A 19011-nucleotide genomic window follows, 5' to 3' on the forward strand; every position below is an offset into this window, starting at 1 on the left:
GACGCGGGGTGGAGCAGCTCGGTAGCTCGCTGGGCTCATAACCCAGAGGTCGCAGGTTCAAATCCTGTCCCCGCTACGAGAGGAACAGCGCATCAGGGCGCTCACCCACACGGGTGAGCGCCCTGATCGTCTTGCGCCCGTCATGGTGGGGTCGCGCGTTGGTCACCCTCGGCCGGGCTGGCGGGCGTCGAGCCGTCGCCGGGGGTTCCGCAAAGGGCTGGTTGGCAGCGTTCTGGCTGGCAGCAGGCGGTTTGGTGGTTGTGTCGGCCGGGCCACCGCCGCCGGTGACGGATCGGTAATCTTCCGCTCCACCCGCAATCAGGCGGGTGGTGATTCGGGGGAGGACCCTTGACATCCTCGCGTTTCCGCGTCCTGACGGCCGCGGTCGCGTCTCTCGTCATCTCTGTCGGGCTGGCCGCGACACCGGCGCAGGCCGCGCCGCGAATGGCGATCACCGACCTTTCGTTCTCCAGCGCCACGGTCGACGCCACCGAGTCCGCGCAGGCGGTGCAACTGACCTGGCGGGTCACCAACACCGACCAGCGGGCGATCACCGTCACCGGTCTGATCGAGCTGCGCGAGTTCCAGAACGGCGCCCCGGTCGGCCCGGTACGGTCGCTCAACTTCGCGTTACGGCACGGCGACGCCGACATCGCGGCTGACTGGGGCGGCACCGCGCAGGACTCGACCTACCGCCACGAGGTGTTCGTCCCGCAGTACGCGACGACCGACTCGACGTCCTGGCGGGTCACGAAGGTCACCGCCCAGGACGGGCGCGGCCACACCGCCAAACTCACCGCCGACGAGCTGGTCGCGCTCGGCGCGCAGTTCACCGTCACCAGGCTCACCGACGTGCAGGCGCCGACTCTCGGCACGCTCTCCCTGGACGGGCGGAGCGAGGTCTACCACGACGGGTCGGGTCTGACGCTGAGCTACGCCCTGAGCATCTACGACGTGGGTCTCGGTTTCCGCCGGGGCACCCTGGTGCTGGACGGGCCGGGTGACCGTCAGGTCAGCGGGACGTTCGAGGTGCGCAAGGCCGACGCCTGGTCCGGATGGTGCGGCGAGAACAACTACGTCTCCCTCCCGGCCACCTGGGCGTACTGCGCGGTCACCGTGGCCATCGCGCCCGACACCCCGTCCGGCTCGTGGACGGTCAACCGGGTGCGTCTGGTCGACGAGGCCGGCAACGTCACCGTCGCCCGTGACGTGGACTGGCCCACCGTCCACGTCAGCCGCAACGAGGTCGTCGAGGCCGGTGACTTCTCGGTGACCCCGGACGTGGTCGACAACTGGCGGGCGGCCAGGACCGTCGAGCTGCGGTTCCGGGCACAGAGCTGGGCCGGCCCGATCGTCAAGGTCGAGGTCCGCACCGAGCAGCAGTGCTGGCCGTCGTCGACCACCCCGACCTGGCGGCCGGACGGCACTGCATCGATACCGATCGCCATCCCGCAGAGTCGGGGCGGGTGTCGGGTCACCGGTGTCGCGATCACCGACGAGGCCGGCAACCGGTCGCTCTACGGGGAGCCGTACGGCGCGCCGGCGCTCGCTCTCGTCGTCGCCCAGCTTCCCGACGAGACGCCGCCGAAGGTGCTCTCGGTGGCGCCGCCGAAGAAGGTCTGGACGGTCTCCGAGCTGACGAACTCCTGGGGCGTCAGCTTCACCGTCCAGGTCGACGACACCTCGGGCGCGCCCGTCACCGGTTTCAGCACCACGCTCTTCAACTCGCTCGGCCACTCGGTGGGTGGGCACAGCGGCGGAATCTCCGAAGGGGACGACGGTCGGCTGGGGCTGTCCACCACGGTGCCTCCGGTGGTGGGCGAGTACGTGATCGGCTTCGACCTCACGGACGCGGCCGGCAACAGGTCCGCCTTCGGCTATCCGAACACCTCCACCCCCGAGCCGCCCGGGGGACCGTTGACCATCACGGTCGTGGCGGACTGATCCGGTAGCCGCTCCGGTGGCCCGGTCGACACCCGGGCCACCGGAGCGCGTCGCAGACCGCGTCGGATCCCGCCGGCTCCCACCGCACGCCCACCACCCCCGGCCGGTCGCCCCTGCCAGGGCGCCCGAGATCAGGCTGTTCCCACTTCCAGTCGCCTGAGGGCGCGGTGAGGCCACTCCTGCCCGGACTCAGCACGATCTTGGTGGAGCGTGTGGGGAGCGCGCGGGAGACCCCGCCGGTTTCCGGCCTGGGCGATGGGGTAACGTAGTCGTTGCCGACGCGGGGTGGAGCAGCTCGGTAGCTCGCTGGGCTCATAACCCAGAGGTCGCAGGTTCAAATCCTGTCCCCGCTACCACGTCGAACCGGCCCCCGGGATCTTTCCCGGGGGCCGGTTCGTTTCTCCGCCTGCCCCGGTCAACCGGGCCGCCGCCTCGCGCCTGTCCACCGCCTTCCGCCTGTCCGCCGCCTTCCGCTTGATCGACTCCGTTTCGCCGAGATGGGGGTGTCCTGCGTGGGGATCAGCCCCGTTTCCGTGATGTGGAGTGGGTCACCCGGGCGGCGCGGCGCGGGCGAGCACGGGGGACCGGGTGCCGTTCTTGCCTGTCTCGGCGAGGATGAGAGGTATGTCTTCCTGGAACAGATGGTGGGGACGGCTGAGCGCCGTCCTCGGCGCAGTGATGCTCTCCGTGTTCGTGCCGGTCGCTGCCTGGGCGTCCAGCGGCACGGGTGAGCTGGTCCTGGAGGCCGCCCGACGGCGGTCCCGGGGCGGTGGGTTCGGCCTGATCGGCCTGCTGTGCTGCCTCGTGGTGGTGGCCGTGGTGGTGGTGCTGTTGATCCGGCTGACCCGCGGGCGGCGTGGTCGGCGCTGAGCACCGGGTGGGCCGCGGTGCGCGGCGGCCCACCCGGGCCCGCGGTGCGCGGCGGCCCACCCGGGTGCGCGGCGGCCCACCCGGCCTGCGGTGCGCGGTGGCTCACCCGGGCGGCCCGACGGCCGGTCCGGTCGGTCAGCCGGCGAGGGCGCCGGCGGCCTGGCCCATGAACCGCCAGGTGGCCGCCCGGATCGTCGACTGACCTGACTGGATGCTCTCGGCGGTGCCGACCAGCAGGTCGCGGATCCGGGCGTGGCCGGCCGGCGGAGGTGGGGGCGCCGACCCGAACCGGTCCGCCAGGCTCGACTCGAAGGCGGCCGAGCGCCGGACCGCGACGTCCTGGACCGTCGGTTGCACGAGCTTGCGGATGTTGAGGTGCGGGCTCAGTCCCCGGTCGTAGCCGAGGACCCGGCCGGCCGCCACGTCGGTGGTCAGGAAGTTGACCACGTCGGCCACCACCGCCGGGTGCCTGGTGCCCCGGAACCCGGCCCAGTACATCGACGCCCGGGCCCACTGCGCGCCGGTCGGGCCGGGGCAGCTCACGATGCCCAGCTCGTCCCGGCTGAGCCGTTGCAGCTCGACGAGCTGGTTGGACCAGGCGAACGAGGCGGCGGCGTGGCCGGTCACCACGAGCTGACGGGCCAGCTCCCCGCTGTTGGCCCGCTGGACCAGCGCGGCGCTCGGGGTGGCCCGGGCGCTGCGGGCCCGCTGCCACAGCTCGAACCAGTCCATCAGCTCGGAGAGCTCGAAGCCGAGCTTGCGGCCCTGGTAGAACTCGGCGCCCCGGGACCGCAGCCAGAGCCAGAGCGCCCGGTGGTCCCCGGACGGGTCCATGGTGCCGGCCACCCGGCCGTCGCTGGCCCGGGTCACCCGGGCCGCCCAGGTCAGGTAGTCGGGGTAGGACATCCCGCTGGTCGGGGCCGGCTGGCCCAGCCGGCGCAGCAGGTCCCGGTTGAACACCAGCCCGGCGGAGTTCTGCGCGGCGGCCACCGCCATGGTGCGGCCCTCGACCTGGCCGTAGCGGACCAGCCCGTCGGGCAGGCCGCCGAGGTTCAGCCGGCCGTCGGCGACGTACCGGGTCAGGTCGAGCAGGATGTCCCGGCGGGCGTACTCGGTGAGGAAGGTGTCGTCGATCTGGAACAGGTCGGGGACGTTCCCACCCACCCCCTGCGTGGCGAGCCGCTCGTAGTAGCCGTCGAGCCCCTGCCAGGTGACCCGGAAGGTGACCGTGGGGTTGCGGTCGGAGTAGAGCCGCAGCGCCTGTTCGGTGAGTTCGGCCCGGCGGGCGGTGCCCCACCAGAAGACCGACAGCTCGACGGGCTCCTCCTCGGCCGGGGCGGCCTGCTCGGCGCGGCAACCGGCCAGTCCGCCGGCCGCGACGACCGGCAGACCCAGCAGCCCGGCGAGCACCCGGCGACGTGCCGGGTCGGCGCCGGCGCGGACGGGCAGGTGCGGCACTGCGGACACGGGCGGACTCCTGTGGCGGGGTGGGATCGGAACATTCACGCAGGTCGCGGGGGACAGTGTCAACGTCCGGCGGTACCGGACCGGGGGCCCGGAAGGCCAGTGGGCCGGCTGCCCGACCCGACGGGGGCACGGGCGGTACGCCGCCTCGTGTTCTACTAGGCCGCGTGGAACTACTGCACTCGGGCAAGGTTCGGGACGTGTACGCCGACGGCGACGACCTGATCCTCGTCGCCTCGGACCGCATCTCCGTCTACGACGTGGTGCTGCCGACCCCGATCCCGGACAAGGGCCGTCTGCTCACCGCCCTGTCGCTCTGGTGGTTCGAGCAGCTCGCCGACCTCGTCCCGAACCACGTGGTCTCCGCGGTGGACGTGCCGGCCGAGTTCGCCGGTCGGGCCGTGCGGTGCCGGCGGCTGGAGATGGTCCCGGTCGAGTGCGTGGCGCGCGGCTACCTCACCGGTGGGGGCCTCGCGGAGTACCAGCGCACCGGCGCGGTCTCCGGCGTCGAGCTGCCCCGGGGTCTGGTGGAGGCGTCGATCCTGCCCGAGCCGGTCTTCACCCCGTCGACCAAGGCGCCGCGCGGCGAGCACGACGAGCCGATCACGTACGAGCAGGTGGTGGCGAAGGTCGGCGCGGAGACCGCGGAGCGGCTGCGGCAGATCACCATCGCCGTCTACTGCCGGGGGGCCGAGATCGCCGCCGACCGGGGCATCATCGTCGCGGACACCAAGATCGAGCTGGGCTGGACCCCGGACGGCGCCCTGCTCCTCGCCGACGAGGTGCTGACCTCCGACTCGTCCCGGTTCTGGCCCGCCGAGTCGTACCAGCCGGGCCGGGGGCAGTTCTCCTACGACAAGCAGTACGTCCGGGACTGGGCGGCGGGCAGCGGCTGGGACAAGCAGGCCCCGGCCCCGGAGGTGCCGGCCGAGGTGGTCGAGGCGACCCGGGCCCGCTACGTCGACGTCTACGAGAAGCTCACCGGCGACCGCTGGGGGTGAGGCCGGGTCACTCGACCCAGTCGAGGGTGCGCCGCACCGCCTTGTGCCAGTGCCGCAGCTCCCGCTCGCGGTGCGCCGGGTCCATCGCCGGGGTCCACTGCGCGTCCGAGCGCCACTGGGCCCGCAGGGTGGCCAGGTCCGGCCAGAAGCCGACCGCCAGGCCGGCGGCGTACGCGGCGCCGAGGCAGGTGGTCTCGGTGATCCGGGAGCGCACCACCGGCACCTCCAGCACGTCGGCGAGGAACTGCATCAGCAGTCCGTTCGCGGTCATCCCGCCGTCCACCCGCAGTCGGCGCAGCGCCACGTCCGAGTCGGCGTTCATCGCGTCCACCACGTCCCGGGTCTGCCAGGCCGACGCCTCCAGTACCGCGCGGGCCAGGTGGCCCTTGGTGATGTAGCCGGTCAGCCCGGCGACCACCCCGCGCGCGTCGGTACGCCAGTACGGGGCGAACAGCCCGGAGAAGGCGGGCACCACGTAGCAGCCGCCGTTGTCGTCCACGGTGCGGGCCAGCTCCTCGACCTGGGCGGCGGTGGAGATCAGCCCGAGATTGTCGCGCAGCCACTGCACCAGCGAGCCGGTGACCGCGATCGCCCCCTCCAACGCGTAGGCGGCGGGCTGGTCGCCGATCCGGTAGGCCACGGTGGTGAGCAGGCCGTTCGCCGAGGGCACCGGGCTCGCCCCGGTGTTGAGCAGCAGGAAGCTGCCGGTGCCGTAGGTGCACTTCGCCTCGCCCGGCCGGAAGCAGGTCTGCCCGAACAGGGCGGCCTGCTGGTCGCCGAGGGCGCTGGCCACCGGCACCCCGGCCAGCACGCCGTCGGCGACGCCGTAGACCTCGGCGGAGGAGTGGATCTCCGGCAGCACGGTGGCCGGCACCCCGAGCGCGTCCAGCAGCTCGGCGTCCCACGCCAGGGTGGTCAGCTCCATCAGCAGGGTGCGGCTGGCGTTCGTCACGTCGGTGACGTGCCGGCCGGTGAGCTTCCAGATCAGCCAGGTGTCCATGGTGCCGAAGAGCACCTCGCCGGCCTCGGCGCGGGCCCGCAGACCGTCGACGTGGTCGAGCAGCCAGCGTAGTTTCGGCCCGGCGAAGTAGGTCGCCAGCGGCAGGCCGGCGCGGTCGCGGAACAGCTCCTCGTCGAGGGTCCGCAGGATCGACTCGGTGCGGGTGTCCTGCCAGACGATCGCGTTGGCCACCGGGCGGCCGGTGGCCCGGTCCCAGACGACAGTGGTCTCCCGCTGGTTGGTGATGCCCACCGCGGCGAGCTGCGCCGGCCCGATGCCGGCACTTGCCAGCGCCTCGCCGACCACCTGCTCGACGTTGGCCCAGATCTCCTCGGCGTCGTGCTCGACCCAACCCGGCCGGGGAAAGATCTGCCGGTGCTCCCGCTGGGCGACGGCGACGATCTCGCCGGCCCGGTCGAAGACGATGCAGCGGGAGGAGGTGGTGCCCTGGTCGATGGCGGCGACGTGTTCGGGGCTCACCCGCAGCACCGTACCCGGTCTCAGCTCCCGCTGCCGGTCGGCGGGGCCGCCGGGTCGAGGACAGCGCTGATCCGGACGGTGGTGCCGTCCGGGCCGGTCTCCACCCGCATGGTGTCGCTGAGCTCACGGGCCAGCCAGAGGCCCCAGCCGCCCGCGGTGTCCGGGGCCGGTCGGCTCCGGTCGTTGAGGCGTTGGGCGCTGATGCCCCCGCCGTGGTCGGAGACCTCGCAGAACAGGCCGTCGGCCTGTTGCCACAGCCGCAGCCAGCCCCGGCCGCCGCCGTGCCGGACCGCGTTGGTGATCAGCTCGTTGACGGCGAGCACGAAGTCGTCCAGCCGCTGCCCGGTCAGCCCGACGGCGCGCCCGCAGGAGGTGACGGCGTGTCGCAGCTCCGTCACCTGAGCCTGGTCGAAGGCTTCGGCGATCAACAGGGAAGATTCGATGGGCACAACCGTACGCGGTGTGGGGCGTTCGCCGTTCGTCATGGCCCGCTACCGCCATCGGGTTCCAGAGTTTTTTATGGCTTTTCTACCCTACGTCAGGGTATTCGGCGCTGCTCGTCGCCGACCCGGCGACGGTACCGGGTCGTGTGGCATCCTGCTGCGCATGTCGACACCGCCCGGCGGGCTGGCGGGCCCGCTGTGGCGGGCCATCGTGGTGTACCGGGTCGCCGCGCTGGCGTACGTCTGTCTGCTGACGGCGCGCGACGCCGACCGGTACGCGCATCCGCTCGCCGCCGGCCCGGTGCTGGCCGCGATGGCCGGCTGGACGGCGTACACCGGGTACGCGTACGCCCGGCCGGCCCGGCGGGGCTGGCCGCTGCTCCTGGCCGACCTCGGCGTCGTACTCGGGATCGTGCTGCTCACCCCCTGGGTGGTCGGCCGAGCGGCGCTGGCGGCCGGGGTGCCCGCCCTCGCCGTGGCCTGGCTCGGCGGTCCGGTGCTGGCCTGGGCGGTCTCCGGTGGCCGACGCCGGGGCGCGGTGGCCGCCCTGGCGCTCGGCGCGGCCGACCTGGTGGCGCGCGGCACGATCATCCCGTCCGCGTTGAACGGCGCGGTGCTGATGCTGCTCGCCGGGGTGGTGGTCGGGCACGTCGCCCGGTTGGCGGTGACCGCCGAGGAACGGTTGCACCGCGCGGTCGAGCTGGAGGCGGCGACCCGGGAGCGGGAACGTCTCGCCCGGGACATCCACGACTCGGTGCTCCAGGTGCTGGCGCTGGTGCAGCGGCGCGGCGCGCAGCTCGACGGCGAGGCCGGCGAGCTGGCCCGGCTCGCCGGTGAGCAGGAGTCCGCGCTCCGCGCGTTGATCGCCACCGCCCCGCCGTCGGCCCGGTCGGCACCGCAGGGGCTCGACCCGTCCGGCACGGCCGCCCCCGGCTCCACCGGCGACCCGCCGGTCGGGGACGACGCCACCAGCCTGGACCTGCGGACCCTGCTGCGCCGGCACGCCAGCCCCACGGTGTCGGTGGCGGCCCCGGCCACCCCGGTGCCGCTGCCGGCGCGTGCCGCCCGGGAGCTGGCCGCCGCGGTGGCGGCGGCCCTGGACAACGTCGCACGGCACGCCGACGGCCGGGCCTGGGTGCTGGTCGAGGACGAGACGACAGTGGTACGGGTGACGGTGCGTGACGCCGGCCCCGGCATCCCCGCCGGCCGGTTGGCGGAGGCGGCCGAGCAGGGTCGGCTGGGGGTGGCGCAGTCGATCCGGGGCCGGCTGGCCGACCTGGGCGGCACCGCCACCGTCGTCTCCGTGCCGGGCGAGGGCGCCGAGGTCGAGCTGGCGCTGCCCCGCCCCGACAGCGTCGGCCGTCGTCCGGGCCGGTCGTAGTCCGGGCCGGCTGTCGCGTCCGGGCCGGTCGTAGGCCGACCAGGGACTTCGACACAGGGCCTAGGGTGACCGCATGGGTGACGGCGACACGGGCGGGATCCGGGTGATGGTGGTCGACGACCACCCGATGTGGCGCGACGGGGTGGCCCGCGACCTCACCGAGGCGGGTCACCACGTGGTGGCCACCACCGGTGAGGGCCGGCAGGCGGTACGGATCGCCCCGGCGGCCCGCCCGGACGTCGTCGTGCTCGACCTGCACCTGCCCGACGCGGCCGGCGCCGAGGTGATCCACGGGCTGCGGGCGGCCCTGCCCGGGGTACGGGTGCTGATGCTCTCCGCCAGCGGCGAGGAGGCGGACGTGCTGGCGGCGGTGAAGGCCGGCGCGACCGGCTACCTGCTCAAGTCCGCCGCCGCCGCCGAGTTCCTGGACGCGGTGGCCCGCACCGCGCGTGGGGAGGCGGTGTTCACCCCGGGGCTCGCCGGCCTGGTGCTGGGCGAGTACCGCCGGCTGGCCGCCGAGCCGGCCCGGCCGGTGGGCGAGGGCGCGCCCCGCCTCACCGACCGGGAGACCGAGGTGCTGCGCCTGGTGGCGAAGGGGCTGTCGTACAAGCAGATCGCCACCCGGCTCGGCCTGTCGCACCGTACGGTGCAGAACCACGTGCAGAACACGCTGGGCAAGCTGCACCTGCACAACCGGGTCGAGCTGACCCGCTACGCGATCGCCCGCGGCCTCGACGACTGAGCCGCCCCGGCGACGGCTAGCGCGCCTCGGGCGGGCGGGTCTCGTGGATGGCCAGCTCCTCGGCGCTCGCCCCGCCGCCGGCCGCCCCGGCGTCGTACGCCACGGAATCGGTCTCGGTGTCGCTGCGGGCCCCCTCGTCCGGCTCCACCAGGCGGCCGACCTGGGCGTCCGCCACGGTGCCGAGCTGGCCGTGGTCGTAGATCGAGACCGGGGAGCTCGGGTCGGAGGTGGGGCCTGGATCGATCACGTCGGCGTCGAGCTGGGCCTGCGCGGCGGCCTCCTCGCTGTCCGCCTCGGCCGCGATGTCCGGGTCGACCGGGGCGGCCAGCGGGTCGTCGGCGGGCCGCTCGTACCGTTCGCGGTCGAGCTTGTAGTCCAGCGACTCGCCGTCGAGCTGCTCCTCGGCGGTGGCCCCGAACCGGTCCACCGCCACCGGCGTACGGTCGCCGGGCAGCTCCGCCGGATCCGGGCCGTCCGCCTCGCGCCCGGTCGCCACGTCGTCGTTGGCGGTGGAGTCGTCGTCGGCGGTGTCGGGCAGGCCCTGCGCCTCGGGGTCGGACAGGGGGGTCGGGAACTCGTCGTCGCGCATGGCTGATCACTACCCACTGCCCCCCCGGGGTAACCGCGTCCGACCCTCCCCAAAGCGGATGAACCGGTCAGCGGCTACGCCGGCGCATGGCGCGGCCGGGTGGCTCACGCGCCGGGCCGGGCGTGCCGGCTGCGGGCGTTCACCCGGGTCACCGTCCCGGCCACCGCCCCGGCGGCCAGCCCCACGGCCGCCCCCACCCGGACGAGTCGCCGACGCCGACCGTGCCAGCCGCCCTCCCGCCGCGCCTGGGCGTCGGCCCGGAACAGGCTGCCGCTGCCGTCACGGCGTGGCGCGGCCAGGAACTGGGCCCGGTGGGCGTACCAGCCGAGCGCCCGCTCGGTGAGGGCCGGGGCCAGCCGCCACTGGAGCGCGAGCAGCCGGGCCGCGCCGCCCGCGTACGCCTCCCGGCGGGGCCGGCGCAGCAGCCGGACGATCGTCTCCGCCACCAGCTCCGGCGGGTACACCGGCGGGGGCGGGGCCAGCTCGTGGCCGCTGTGGTTCGCCGCGTGCCGGAAGAACGGGGTGTCCACGCTGGCCGGCAGCACCGTGCAGATCGACACCTGCGACCGGCCGCTGACCCGCAGCTCCTGCCGGACGGTGTCGGCGAAGCCGCGTACCCCGTGCTTGGTGGCGTTGTACGCGGACTGGTAGGGCATCGCCACCTCGGCGAGCACCGAGGCGTTGTTGACCAGCACCCCGCCGCCGGCCGCGAGCAGGCGCGGCAACGCCGCCCTCGTGCCGTGCGCCACGCCGAGCAGGTTGACCTCGACCACCCGGCGGAACTCGTCGACCGGGATCTCCTCGAACAACCCCACCGCGCCGACCGCCGCGTTGTTCACCCAGGCGTCGATCCGGCCCAACTCGGCCACCGCGCGGGCGGCCAGCCGGTCGACCGCCGCCGCGTCGGTGACGTCGGTGGGTACGACCAGCGCCCGGCCGCCCAGCTCGCGGCAGCGCTCGGCGACCTGCTCCAGGGCGGGGACGGTACGGGCGGCGAGCACCACGGCGACGCCCCGCCGGGCCAGCGCGTACCCGGTCGCCGCGCCGATGCCGCTGGAGGCGCCGGTGATCACCACGATGGAGTCGGACAGGTCACGGGTCAGTGGCATCTCCCACACGTACCCCGGGTCGGCCGGCTCATGCCCGCCCGACGCGACCGGACCGCCGTCCGACCGATCCTGATCTGCCAGGTTTTGGCGTCCGGACGGCAGGTTAATGGGACCCTCTACCGGAGGACCGTAGCTCGTGATCGCATGGAGGTGACCATGCGCGTCGGCCTAGTCTGCGCGCACGCCGGCCCATCCCGGCGGGCCGACGGTCCCGCCGTGGGCACGCACCAGCACATCGCCCGGGTCGCGGCCGAGCTGGCCGGCCGGGGCCACGACGTACGCGTCTACGAGCGGCGGGACGACCCCGACGCCCCGACGACCGCGACCCGCGACGGGTACCGGCTGGAGCTGGTGCCGGTCGGCCCGCCCACCTCCCTGCCCACCGCCGAGCTGGTCCGGCACGTGCCCGAGTTCGGTGGCTGGCTCGCCGCCCGCTGGGCCGGCGACTGGCGGCCGGAGGTGGTGCACGGCCACTACTGGGTGGGTGGGCTCGCCGCCGCGCACGCGGTCCGGGAGACGGACATCCCGGTCGTGCAGACCTTCCACTCGCTCGGCATCGAGCAGTTGCGCCACCTCGGGCGGGAGTACGCCGGCCCGGGGGAGCGGATCCCGCTGGAGCGCGCGTTGACCCGGGCGGTCGACATGGCGGTGGCCCAGTGCAACGACGAGGTCGACGAGCTGACCCGGATGGGGCTGAGCCGGGCGTCGGTGGCGATGGTGCCGACCGGCGTGGACACCACACAGTTCCACCCGGACGGCGAGGCCGCCCCCCGGGACCGGCGTGCCCGGATCCTCACCGTCGGCGGCCTGACGCCGTCCAGCGGCCACGAGGACCTGATCCGGGCGATGCGGCTGGTCGGCGACGCGGAGCTGGTCATCGCCGGCGGGCCGCCGGCCGAGCAGCTCGCCGGGCACGCCGAGGCCCGCCGGCTGCGGGACCTCGCCGAACGGGCCGGCGTGGCCGAGCAGGTGCGGCTGGTCGGCGCGGTGCCGCACGACCAGATGGCCACCTGGTACCGCTCGGCCGACGTGGTGGCCTGCACCCCGCACTACGCCTCCGCCGGGCGGGTGTCGCTGGAGGCGATGGCCTGCGGCGTGCCGGTGGTCGGCTACGCCATGGGCGGCATCGCCGACGCGGTCGTCGACGAGGTCACCGGCAAGCTGGTGCCGCCCGGTGACGTCCGCGCGCTCGGGGTGACGCTGCGCCGGCTCCTCGCCGACCACGCCGGACGGTTCGCGTACGGGCACGCCGCCGTGGACCGGGTGCGGTGCAGCTACACCTGGGAACGCACCGCCGGGGCGCTGGAGCGCCTCTACGAACGGGTGGTCGGCCGCCGCAACCCGGTGGAAGCCTGACCCGCCCGGATCGCGGCCGGCCGGGCGTCAGCCGGAGCGCTGGGCGGCGCGGGCGCCGGCGCCGGCGGGCAGCAGTGGACGGGGTGGCGACGTGCGGTCGACCACCGCGTGGTGGTGCTGCGGCTCGGCGTACCGGGTCAGACCGATCACCGCGGCCAGCGTGGCCAGGAACCCGACGGCGGCCAGCCACTCCCGGCCCGGCCAGATCTTGTCGTTCAGCACCAGCAGCCCGACGATCGCGGCGGGCACCGCCCCGGCGGCGTCCATCGCCGCCACCGCCGCCGTGGTGGAGCCGCGCTGCATCGCCAGCCCGAGCAGGAGCTGCCCGACCACCGAGTGGGCGATCAGCAGGTAGAGCAGCGGGTCCCGGAGGAACGCCTCCACCGAGTGCGCCGCCGCCAGCGGACGGGCGGCCACCGCCGCGGCGGAGAACGCCAACCCGGCCAGCGAGCCGAGCGCCACCGAACCCGGCACGCCGCGCAGCCGTACCGCGAAGAAGCCGAGCGCCGCGATGCCCGCCAGGGCGACGGCCAGGGCGACCAGCGCGGCCGGGCCGAGCTGCCGTGACGGCGCCGGGCGGGCGGCCAGCACCAGCGCGGTGATCCCGCCGAACAGCAGCCCGAGCAGCGCCACCTCGGCCATCGGCAGCCGCCACTTCAACACCACCACCCCGAGGATGGCGGTGACCCCGAGCCCGGCCGCCACGCTCGCCTGCACCAGGAACAGCGGCAGGTCCCGGCGGGCCAGGAAGGCCAGCACGAACCCGGCCACCTGGCAGAAGAGCCCCACCAGGTACGTGCGTTGACCGGCCAGTCGCAGCAACAGCCCCGGGTCGAAGGTGTGGTGCACGGTCGTCCGGGCGGCGGCGATCGACTGGAGGAGGTTGGCGAAGCCGTACGCGACGATCATCGCCGCGAGGAAACACCAACCGGAGGAGGACACCCGGCGAGGATAGATGGTGCCCCGGCTCAACGCTCGGCAGGCCGACCCAGCCGGTCGAGGACGTCGGCGTGCAGCGGCCCGTTGGTCGCCACCGAGCTGCCGTCGCCGGGGGCGGACGCCCCGGTCAGGTCGGTGAACGTGCCACCGGCCTCGGTGACGATCGGCACCAGCGCGGCGATGTCCCACAGCGACAGCTCGGGCTCGACCATCACGTCCAGCGCGCCCTCGGCCAGCAGCACGTACCCGTAGAAGTCCCCGTACGCGCGGCTGCGCCAGGTGTCCCGCATGAGCTGGAGCATCGCCGCCAGCCGCCCGGTGGCCTCCCAGCCGTCCAGGGAGGCGTAGCAGAAGCTCGCGTCGGCGAGCCGGGCCACCCCGGACACCCGGATCGGCTCGCCGTGCGCCGCGTCCGGGCCGGCGTACGCGCCCGCGCCCGCCGCCGCCCACCAGCGTCGGCCCAGCGCCGGGGCGGACACCAGCCCGAGCACCGGCCGGTCGGCCTCCAGCAGGGCGATCAGGGTGGCCCAGACGGGCACCCCACGGACGAAGTTCTTGGTGCCGTCGATCGGGTCGACCACCCAGCGCCGGCCACCCGCGACGGTGGGCGGCTGCTCGCCGTACTCCTCGCCGACCAGGCCGTCGGCGGGCCGGTGGGTGGCGAGCAGGGCCCGGATATCCCGCTCCACGGCGGTGTCCGCGTCGGACACCGGCGTCAGGTCGGGTTTCGACTCGACCCGCAGGTCCAGCGCCCGGAACCGGGCGGTGGAGACCGCGTCGGCGGCGTCGGCGAGCAGGTGGGCGAGGGCGAGGTCGTCGGCGTACCCGGTCATGCCCCAGACGCTAGCGAGCCGACTCAGCCCGCGCCGTCCGGGTCGGTCTGCGCCCGTGGGTCGGTCTGCGCCCGTGGGTCGGTCTCGGTCCGTGGGTCGGGCTCCGTCCGGGTGTCGCTCTCGCCGGCCCGGGAGGCCAGCAGGCGACGGTACGACGCCAGCCGGCGCGGATCGGCCTTCCCGGCGGCCACCCAGGCGTCCAGCGCGCAACCGGCCTCGTCGGCGGTGTGCTCGCAGTTGGCCGGGCAGTCCACCGTGGCGTCCACCAGATCGGGGAAACCGTGCAGCAGGCTCTCCGCGGAGACGTGCGCCAGCCCGAAACTGCGCACCCCCGGGGTGTCGACGATCCAGCCCGGGGGTGCGCCGACGCCGGGCAGCGGCGGCAGCCGCAACGCCACCGCGCTGGTCGAGGTGTGCCGGCCCCGGCCGATCGCGCTGACCGTGCCCACCGCCCGGTCGGCCGCCGGGACGAGCCGGTTCACCAGCGTCGACTTGCCCACCCCGGAGTGCCCGACCAGCACCGAGATCCGCCCCGCGAGCAGCCCGCGCAGCGCGGCCAGGTCGGAGTCCGGCCGGACCAGCACGTGCGGGAGGTCGAGCTCGGCGTAGTAGTCCAGGACGTGCCCGGGACCGGCCAGGTCGGCCTTGGTCAGACAGAGCAGCGGCTCGATGCCCGCGTCGTACGCGGCCACCAGGCAGCGGTCGACGAACCCGGTGCGCGGCGGCGGGTCGGCCAGCGAGCCGACGATCACCAACTGGTCGGCGTTGGCGACCACCACCCGCTCCAGCCGTCCCTCGGCGGTGGTCTCGTCGTCGTCGGCGGTGCGCCGCAGCACCGAGCCGCGCTCGGCGATCCGGACGATCCGGGCCAGCGCGCCGGCGTCGCCCGAGGTGTCCCCGACCAGCCCCACCCGGTCACCGACCACCACCGACTTGCGGCCCAGCTCGCGGGCGCGCATCGCGGTCACCGTCGGATCGTCCGGGGCGGCGTCCGGCCGTACGCAGGTGTAGCGACCACGGTCGACGGCGATCACGAACCCGTCCACCGCGTCGGCGTGCCGGGGCCGGGTGCGGGTACGCGGACGGGAGGACTTCCCGGGCCGGACCCGGACGTCGTCCTCGTCGTACTCCCGTCGTCTGGTCGCCAGGACCGCGCCCCCTGTCCGTCAGCTCTTGCCGGTCACCATCTGCGACCATAGTGCCGGGAACTCGGGCATGGTCTTCGAGGTGCACCCGACGTCGTCCAGCTCCACCCCCGGGACGGCCAGCCCAACCACCGCGGCGGCGTGCGCCATCCGGTGGTCGTGGTAGGTGCGGAACGTGCCGCCGCGCAGCGGCCGGGGCCGGATCGCCAGCCCGTCGTGCGACTCGGTGACGTCCGCCCCGAGCCCGGCGAACTCACGGGCCAGCGCGGCGAGCCGGTCGGTCTCGTGGCCCCGGATGTGCGCGACGCCGGTGAACACCGACGGGGAGTCGGCGAGCATGGCGAGCGCGGTCAGCACCGGGGTCAGCTCGCTGACGTCGGAGAGGTCGGCGGTGACGCCGTGCACGACGCCGGTGCCCCGGACGGAGAGCCCCCCGGTGGTCAGGCTCACCTCGCCGCCCATCTCGTGCAGCAGCGCGCGGAGCCGCTCGACCGGCTGGGCGCTGCTGTGTGGCCAACCCTGGAGGGTCACCTCACCGCCGGTGACCAGGGCGGCGGCGAAGAACGGGACAGCCCCGGAAAGATCCGGCTCGATCTCCCACACCCGGCCGGCGAGCGGCCCGGGCTCGACCGTCCACACGTCCGGCATGCCGTCGTCCACGGCCGCCCCGGCGGCCCGGAGCATCCGTACGGTCATCCGCAGGTGCGGCGCGGACGGCACCGGCGGACCCACGTGCCGGACCACCACGCCCCGGTCGAAGCGGGGGGCGGCCAGCAGCAGCCCGGAGACGAGCTGACTGGAGGCGGAGGCGTCGATCACCACCTCGCCGCCGGAGACCCGGCCGGCGCCGAGCACGGTCAGCGGCAGGCTGCCCGGACCGGTGACGTCGATCCGGACCCCGAGCGAGCGCAGCGCCTCGACCAGCGGGCCGAGCGGGCGGGCGCGTACCGCCGGATCACCGTCGAAGGTGACCCGCCCGTCGGTCAGCCCGGCCACCGGCGGGAGGAACCGCATCACCGTGCCGGCCAGGCCGACGTCCACGTGCGCCGGCCCGACCAGCGGGTGCGGCCGGACCAGCCAGCGCTCGTCGTCGGTGATCGACGCGTGCGCGCCCATGCCCCGCAGACCGGCGGCCATCAGCTCGGTGTCGCGGGCGCGCAGCGGGCGCAGGACGGTGGACGGGCCACCGGCCAGGGCGCTGAGCACCAGGGCCCGCGCGGTCAGCGACTTGGAGCCGGGCAGCCGGAGCGTGGTGGCCACCGGGTCGGTCGCGGTCGGTGCGCTCCACGGCTGCGGCGGCCGGGTCGCGGTCAGATTCCCCACGGTCACATTCTGCCGGCTCCGGGCCGCCCGCGGAGAACCGTGTCGCGCGATCTCCCGGTTGGCGGGACAACCCGGGCTCGCGGGGCGGGTTAGCGTGTCCGGCATGTGTGGCAGGTACGCGACGACCCGCGACGCCGGGGCCCTCACCCGGATCTTCGAGGCGTACGACGACACCGCCGGCGCGCTGCGGCCGGACTGGAACGTCGCGCCCACCAAGCCGGTGCCTGTGGTCCGGGCGGACGACTCCGGCGACCGGGCGCTGTCGCTGGCCCGGTGGGGGCTGCTGCCGCCGTGGGCGACCTCCCCGTCGGCCGGGGCCCGCATGATCAACGCACGGTCCGAGACGGTGGCGACCAGCCGCGCGTACGCCGCTCCGTTCGCCCGCCGCCGCTGCCTGGTCCCGGCCGACGGCTGGTACGAGTGGGCCCGCGCCGGCAGCGGCAAGCAGCCGTACTTCCTGACCCGGGCCGACGGCGACGTGCTCGCCCTGGCCGGCGTCTGGTCGCTGTGGCGGGGGCCGGACGGGCCCTGGCTGACGTGCAGCGTGCTCACCACCGCCGCGGTCGGGGCGCTCACCGCGGTGCACGACCGGATGCCGGTGCTGCTGCCGCCGGAGCGTTGGGCGCCCTGGCTCGGCCCGACCGACGACCCGTCCGCGCTGCTCACCGTGGACGAGCGGTGGCTGGCCGGGCTGGAGATCCGGCCGGTCGGGCCGGCGGTGGGCAACGTCCGCAACTCCGGGCCGGAGCTCACCGCCCGGGCGCCCGGGGCGCCCGGGGCGCCCGGGCCGTCCGGGGTCGACGACGGGCCGGCGGGGCCGACCGGGCCGGGGAAAATGACGCTCTTCTGAACACCGGATGGCGTATTGTCGCGTGCTGATTTGCCAGAGTTACTGACGAATCGTCAGGCGAGTGTTGCGCCATATTTCTGGCAAACCCTTGTCCCCGTGTGTCCAAGTGCGATAGAACACAGCGCCGGTAGTGGGTGTCGATTCGCAGGGCGCGAACGACGATCACCGATCTTGCCGGTCCCACGGGGGAGGTGGGTTGATGACACGGGCGCGAATGCCACGTCCGCACGAAGTGGCCGCCGCACGCCGGGATCCGCGGCTGTTACGCGCGCTGCGCGAGCGACGCCAGGACGACGCGTGGCGTACCAGAGGCACCTGCCAGAGCGTGGACCCGGAGACGTTCTTCCCGGCGCCCAACGAGCCGGCCGACGCGGCCGTCGCGCTCTGCCGCGCCTGCGACGTGCAGGGGCCCTGCCTGGCCTGGGCGCTGGAGGTCGGCGACTGCCACGGCGTGTGGGGCGGCACCACGCCCCGGGAACGACGGGCCATGCTGGTCGCCTGGCGCAACGAGGTGCAGCCGGATCCGGACGCGGCCGACGAGGCCGGTCCGCCGGTCCGGGACCGCCTGCTCACCCTGGTCCCGCTCGCCTGACGGCGCCCCGCCCGGGCCCGGCCCGCGGTCGCCCGGGCCGTCCCGCCCGCTGGTTCGTCGTGACCGTCGGGTCGTCGTGACCATCGGTCGGCGGCCGGTGGAGAATGGGCCGATGCAGGGCAGCGGCACGCAGGTCCCGACGCCGCGCGGGCCGGCCCGCCTGGACGTCGACCACCCGACCGGCGAGGCGGTGAGCCTGCTCGTGCTGGGGCACGGGGCCGGCGGCGGGGTGGACGCGCCCGACCTGGTCGCGCTGCGGGACGCGGCGGTCCGGGCCGGGGTGCTGGTGGCGCGGGTGACCCAGCCCTACCGGGTCGCCGGGCGACGGGCCCCGGCTCCGGCCGCTCACCTCGACGAGGCGTGGACCGCCGTACTGGCCGAGCTGCGCCGCCGGCATCCCACCGCGCCCGCCCTGCTGGTGGGCGGACGCTCCAGTGGCGCGCGGGTGGCCTGCCGGACGGCCGCCGCGGTCGGCGCGGCGGGCGTCGTCGCGCTCGCCTTCCCGCTGCGCCCGCCGCAGCGGCCGGAGCGTTCCCGCGCCGCCGAGCTCGACACCGGGCTGCCCACCCTCGTGGTGAACGGGGACCGGGACCCGTTCGGCGTGCCGACGCCCGGCCCGACCGTCCGGGTGCGGACGCGGCCGGGGGAGGGGCACGATCTGCGCCGTGACCCGACCGGCAGCGCCGCCCTGGTCGTCGACTGGCTGGCCGCCCACGGCTGGGCCCGCGTCCGCTGACCGGGCCCGGCCCGCCCCCTCGTCGCCCCGGGCCGTGACCGGTGGCCGGACGGGTCGTTGCATCGATTGGCGCCGCCGGCCGGTCGGTCGGACGGGGTCACCCTCCCAGGCCCTTCCTGGTCCCAGCGTCACCTCCGGCGCCGCTGGGACCGGGAACGGGGCCGGCGACGGAAGCCACCCAGGTCGGAATGCGTGGCCGGCGGGCCGGCGTTGC

The 19011-nt window shown here is 75.0% G+C and carries 18 protein-coding genes and 2 tRNA genes; 11 read left to right on the forward strand and 9 right to left on the reverse strand.

Translation table 11 applies throughout. From position 1 onward, the window contains the following. Positions 1 to 2 precede the first annotated feature (2 nt). The 4 genes from O7606_RS24890 (at position 3) to O7606_RS24905 (ending at position 2814) form a co-directional block, all read left to right on the forward strand. A tRNA-Met gene (locus tag O7606_RS24890) sits at positions 3 to 76 on the forward strand. A gap of 272 nt (positions 77 to 348) precedes the next feature. Beyond that, complete coding sequence (locus O7606_RS24895; RefSeq protein WP_281596417.1) at positions 349 to 1944, forward strand: Ig-like domain repeat protein; 1596 nt, start codon at positions 349 to 351, stop codon at positions 1942 to 1944. Between the two features lie 279 nt (positions 1945 to 2223). After that, positions 2224 to 2300, forward strand: a tRNA-Met gene (locus O7606_RS24900). Between the two features lie 268 nt (positions 2301 to 2568). Then, a complete protein-coding gene (locus tag O7606_RS24905; RefSeq protein ID WP_281596418.1) occupies positions 2569 to 2814 on the forward strand; it encodes a hypothetical protein in 246 nt (81 codons plus the stop codon). A gap of 135 nt (positions 2815 to 2949) precedes the next feature. Here O7606_RS24905 and O7606_RS24910 read toward each other — a convergent pair whose 3' ends face one another. Continuing rightward, positions 2950 to 4281 (reverse strand): extracellular solute-binding protein, encoded by a 1332-nt coding sequence (locus O7606_RS24910; protein WP_281596419.1) that lies wholly within the window; start codon positions 4279 to 4281, stop codon positions 2950 to 2952. 164 nt (positions 4282 to 4445) lie between these two features. Between O7606_RS24910 and O7606_RS24915 the strand changes: the two genes are divergently transcribed. After that, a complete protein-coding gene (locus O7606_RS24915; protein ID WP_281596420.1) occupies positions 4446 to 5279 on the forward strand; it encodes a phosphoribosylaminoimidazolesuccinocarboxamide synthase in 834 nt (277 codons plus the stop codon). Positions 5280 to 5286: 7 nt separating this feature from the next. Here the strand turns inward: O7606_RS24915 and glpK are convergent, their stop codons facing one another. Both glpK and O7606_RS24925 read right to left on the reverse strand, forming a co-directional pair. Next, positions 5287 to 6759, reverse strand: coding sequence for a glycerol kinase GlpK (gene glpK, locus O7606_RS24920; protein WP_281596421.1), 1473 nt, complete (start codon positions 6757 to 6759; stop codon positions 5287 to 5289). A 20-nt stretch (positions 6760 to 6779) separates the two neighbouring features. Continuing rightward, complete coding sequence (locus O7606_RS24925; protein WP_281596422.1) at positions 6780 to 7244, reverse strand: ATP-binding protein; 465 nt, start codon at positions 7242 to 7244, stop codon at positions 6780 to 6782. Between the two features lie 121 nt (positions 7245 to 7365). Here O7606_RS24925 and O7606_RS24930 point away from each other — a divergent pair, with 121 nt between their 5' ends. Both O7606_RS24930 and O7606_RS24935 read left to right on the forward strand, forming a co-directional pair. Continuing rightward, the gene (locus O7606_RS24930; RefSeq protein ID WP_281596423.1) at positions 7366 to 8583 is read left to right on the forward strand and encodes a DUF5931 domain-containing protein; all 1218 of its coding nucleotides are present in this window, start codon (positions 7366 to 7368) and stop codon (positions 8581 to 8583) included. A gap of 73 nt (positions 8584 to 8656) precedes the next feature. Further along, a complete protein-coding gene (locus O7606_RS24935) occupies positions 8657 to 9325 on the forward strand; it encodes a response regulator transcription factor (protein WP_281596424.1) in 669 nt (222 codons plus the stop codon). A gap of 16 nt (positions 9326 to 9341) precedes the next feature. Here the strand turns inward: O7606_RS24935 and O7606_RS24940 are convergent, their stop codons facing one another. Both O7606_RS24940 and O7606_RS24945 read right to left on the reverse strand, forming a co-directional pair. After that, on the reverse strand, positions 9342 to 9914 hold the full coding sequence (locus O7606_RS24940; protein ID WP_281596425.1) for a DUF5709 domain-containing protein: 573 nt from the start codon (positions 9912 to 9914) through the stop codon (positions 9342 to 9344). Between the two features lie 104 nt (positions 9915 to 10018). Then, positions 10019 to 11023: an SDR family oxidoreductase gene (locus O7606_RS24945; protein WP_281596426.1), complete on the reverse strand. Its 1005-nt coding sequence runs from the start codon at positions 11021 to 11023 to the stop codon at positions 10019 to 10021. 156 nt (positions 11024 to 11179) lie between these two features. Between O7606_RS24945 and O7606_RS24950 the strand changes: the two genes are divergently transcribed. Further along, a complete protein-coding gene (locus tag O7606_RS24950) occupies positions 11180 to 12379 on the forward strand; it encodes a glycosyltransferase (RefSeq protein ID WP_281596427.1) in 1200 nt (399 codons plus the stop codon). A gap of 27 nt (positions 12380 to 12406) precedes the next feature. Here O7606_RS24950 and O7606_RS24955 read toward each other — a convergent pair whose 3' ends face one another. From O7606_RS24955 to aroA, 4 genes are all read right to left on the reverse strand, one after another. Then, positions 12407 to 13288, reverse strand: a complete 882-nt coding sequence (locus O7606_RS24955; RefSeq protein ID WP_281599865.1) for a hypothetical protein — start codon at positions 13286 to 13288, stop codon at positions 12407 to 12409. Between the two features lie 59 nt (positions 13289 to 13347). Beyond that, complete coding sequence (gene hisN, locus O7606_RS24960; protein WP_281596428.1) at positions 13348 to 14151, reverse strand: histidinol-phosphatase; 804 nt, start codon at positions 14149 to 14151, stop codon at positions 13348 to 13350. A gap of 23 nt (positions 14152 to 14174) precedes the next feature. After that, positions 14175 to 15197 carry a ribosome small subunit-dependent GTPase A gene (gene rsgA / locus O7606_RS24965; RefSeq protein ID WP_281596429.1) on the reverse strand — a complete coding sequence of 341 codons (1023 nt, stop codon included), beginning with the start codon at positions 15195 to 15197 and terminating at the stop codon, positions 14175 to 14177. Positions 15198 to 15317: 120 nt separating this feature from the next. Continuing rightward, positions 15318 to 16619, reverse strand: a complete 1302-nt coding sequence (gene aroA / locus O7606_RS24970) for a 3-phosphoshikimate 1-carboxyvinyltransferase (RefSeq protein ID WP_281596430.1) — start codon at positions 16617 to 16619, stop codon at positions 15318 to 15320. A 103-nt stretch (positions 16620 to 16722) separates the two neighbouring features. Here aroA and O7606_RS24975 point away from each other — a divergent pair, with 103 nt between their 5' ends. From O7606_RS24975 to O7606_RS24985, 3 genes are all read left to right on the forward strand, one after another. Further along, positions 16723 to 17469, forward strand: coding sequence for an SOS response-associated peptidase (locus O7606_RS24975; protein WP_281596431.1), 747 nt, complete (start codon positions 16723 to 16725; stop codon positions 17467 to 17469). Positions 17470 to 17668: 199 nt separating this feature from the next. Next, entirely contained in the window at positions 17669 to 18061 is a 393-nt protein-coding gene (locus O7606_RS24980; RefSeq protein WP_281596432.1) for a WhiB family transcriptional regulator, read from the forward strand. 112 nt (positions 18062 to 18173) lie between these two features. Then, positions 18174 to 18797: an alpha/beta family hydrolase gene (locus O7606_RS24985; RefSeq protein WP_281596433.1), complete on the forward strand. Its 624-nt coding sequence runs from the start codon at positions 18174 to 18176 to the stop codon at positions 18795 to 18797. The last annotated feature ends 214 nt before the right edge of the window (positions 18798 to 19011 follow it).

The sequence above is a fragment of the Micromonospora sp. WMMD882 genome (assembly GCF_027497255.1).
Taxonomy (GTDB): Bacteria; Actinomycetota; Actinomycetes; order Mycobacteriales; family Micromonosporaceae; genus Micromonospora.

What these genes read in the sequence shown, in the direction of transcription:
- O7606_RS24980 (WP_281596432.1), top strand. Translation starts at nt 17,669, where the DNA reads ATGACACGGGCGCGAATGCCACGTCCGCACGAAGTGGCCGCCGCACGC.
- O7606_RS24940 (WP_281596425.1), bottom strand. Translation starts at nt 9,914, where the DNA reads ATGCGCGACGACGAGTTCCCGACCCCCCTGTCCGACCCCGAGGCGCAG.
- O7606_RS24905 (WP_281596418.1), top strand. Translation starts at nt 2,569, where the DNA reads ATGTCTTCCTGGAACAGATGGTGGGGACGGCTGAGCGCCGTCCTCGGC.
- hisN (WP_281596428.1), bottom strand. Translation starts at nt 14,151, where the DNA reads ATGACCGGGTACGCCGACGACCTCGCCCTCGCCCACCTGCTCGCCGAC.
- O7606_RS24985 (WP_281596433.1), top strand. Translation starts at nt 18,174, where the DNA reads ATGCAGGGCAGCGGCACGCAGGTCCCGACGCCGCGCGGGCCGGCCCGC.
- O7606_RS24950 (WP_281596427.1), top strand. Translation starts at nt 11,180, where the DNA reads ATGCGCGTCGGCCTAGTCTGCGCGCACGCCGGCCCATCCCGGCGGGCC.
- O7606_RS24930 (WP_281596423.1), top strand. Translation starts at nt 7,366, where the DNA reads ATGTCGACACCGCCCGGCGGGCTGGCGGGCCCGCTGTGGCGGGCCATC.
- O7606_RS24935 (WP_281596424.1), top strand. Translation starts at nt 8,657, where the DNA reads ATGGGTGACGGCGACACGGGCGGGATCCGGGTGATGGTGGTCGACGAC.
- O7606_RS24925 (WP_281596422.1), bottom strand. Translation starts at nt 7,244, where the DNA reads ATGACGAACGGCGAACGCCCCACACCGCGTACGGTTGTGCCCATCGAA.
- O7606_RS24945 (WP_281596426.1), bottom strand. Translation starts at nt 11,023, where the DNA reads ATGCCACTGACCCGTGACCTGTCCGACTCCATCGTGGTGATCACCGGC.
- O7606_RS24955 (WP_281599865.1), bottom strand. Translation starts at nt 13,288, where the DNA reads ATGATCGTCGCGTACGGCTTCGCCAACCTCCTCCAGTCGATCGCCGCC.
- O7606_RS24975 (WP_281596431.1), top strand. Translation starts at nt 16,723, where the DNA reads ATGTGTGGCAGGTACGCGACGACCCGCGACGCCGGGGCCCTCACCCGG.